The sequence below is a fragment of the Bartonella sp. MR90HLJMH genome, from assembly GCF_042194115.1.
GTDB classification, from domain to species: Bacteria; Pseudomonadota; Alphaproteobacteria; order Rhizobiales; family Rhizobiaceae; genus Bartonella; species Bartonella grahamii.
Genome location: NZ_JBHIMM010000038.1, coordinates 1 through 887 on the forward strand (window position 1 = coordinate 1; position 887 = coordinate 887).

At 36.2% G+C, this 887-nt stretch carries 1 protein-coding gene; it reads right to left on the minus strand.

The window, feature by feature from the left end:
• Positions 1–76: 76 nt before the first annotated feature.
• Positions 77–820, minus strand: a complete 744-nt coding sequence (locus ACFIJ9_RS08635) for a type IV secretion system protein (protein WP_375636787.1) — start codon at positions 818–820, stop codon at positions 77–79.
• Positions 821–887: the final 67 nt, after the last annotated feature.

An 887-nucleotide genomic window follows, 5' to 3' on the forward strand; every position in this document is an offset into this window, starting at 1 on the left:
CCTTGGCTTTGAGAAAACCTTTCTGCCCCTCTGAATTGTTCAGATAGTACTGAACTTTCTACATTGGCTTTTGTTTTCATCGTATGGTAGGTACATTTCGGTTATCAGAGGACATAATTTTTCCATACAATTTACGTTTTTGTATTTCGATAAGAGTCTCTTCGTTATCGCTTAAATTTCTGACCATTTGTAGCTTTGTATATTCATTTTGGAGCATGGCTGACATGGTCTTGATGCGTGTTTGCAGCTCGAAAACTTCTTTCAGATCTTTTGTTTTATCTATATTATTTAAGAAATCGACAATTTGTGTAAAGCGGTTCTCTGCGTCTTGGAAAGTTTGCAAACTTACAGCTTTATCGACAATTCCACTATATTTAAGACGTTTATTAATTATTGTGCGCATTTCATGATACGGCAAGAACCAGAAGACGCTCCTTTTCTCTTCATGATGAACAGAATATAAAAGATCTCGAAATTCCCCAACATTTATGCTATAGTAATCGCGGCCCTTTTCTGGGTAGCTGAGAGTGGGCGAATCTTGTATGAAAAAACTCTTTTTCTCTCCTATTGTTGGTTTTTTTATTCTATTTCCTGTTATAGACTGATGGATTTTTTTCGCGTTTTCGATCTGGTTTTCGTTTGTTCTAATTTGTTGTTTTAACAACTCAATAATTGTCAGATAGTCTGCTTTTGAAACAGGGAAAGGACTTTGAACAGTCGGACCTTGAGTCCCAGAACCCCAACTAAAGTTAGACGTTAGAGTTAAATTTATCATTCCCAAAAGGGTAATCATTCCTGTTATAATAAATCTCTTTTTCATCTGTCTCCTCGCTTGATTTCGGCAGGGATTGTTTTATTAATAGGTACACGGTTCCTATCATTGGGCT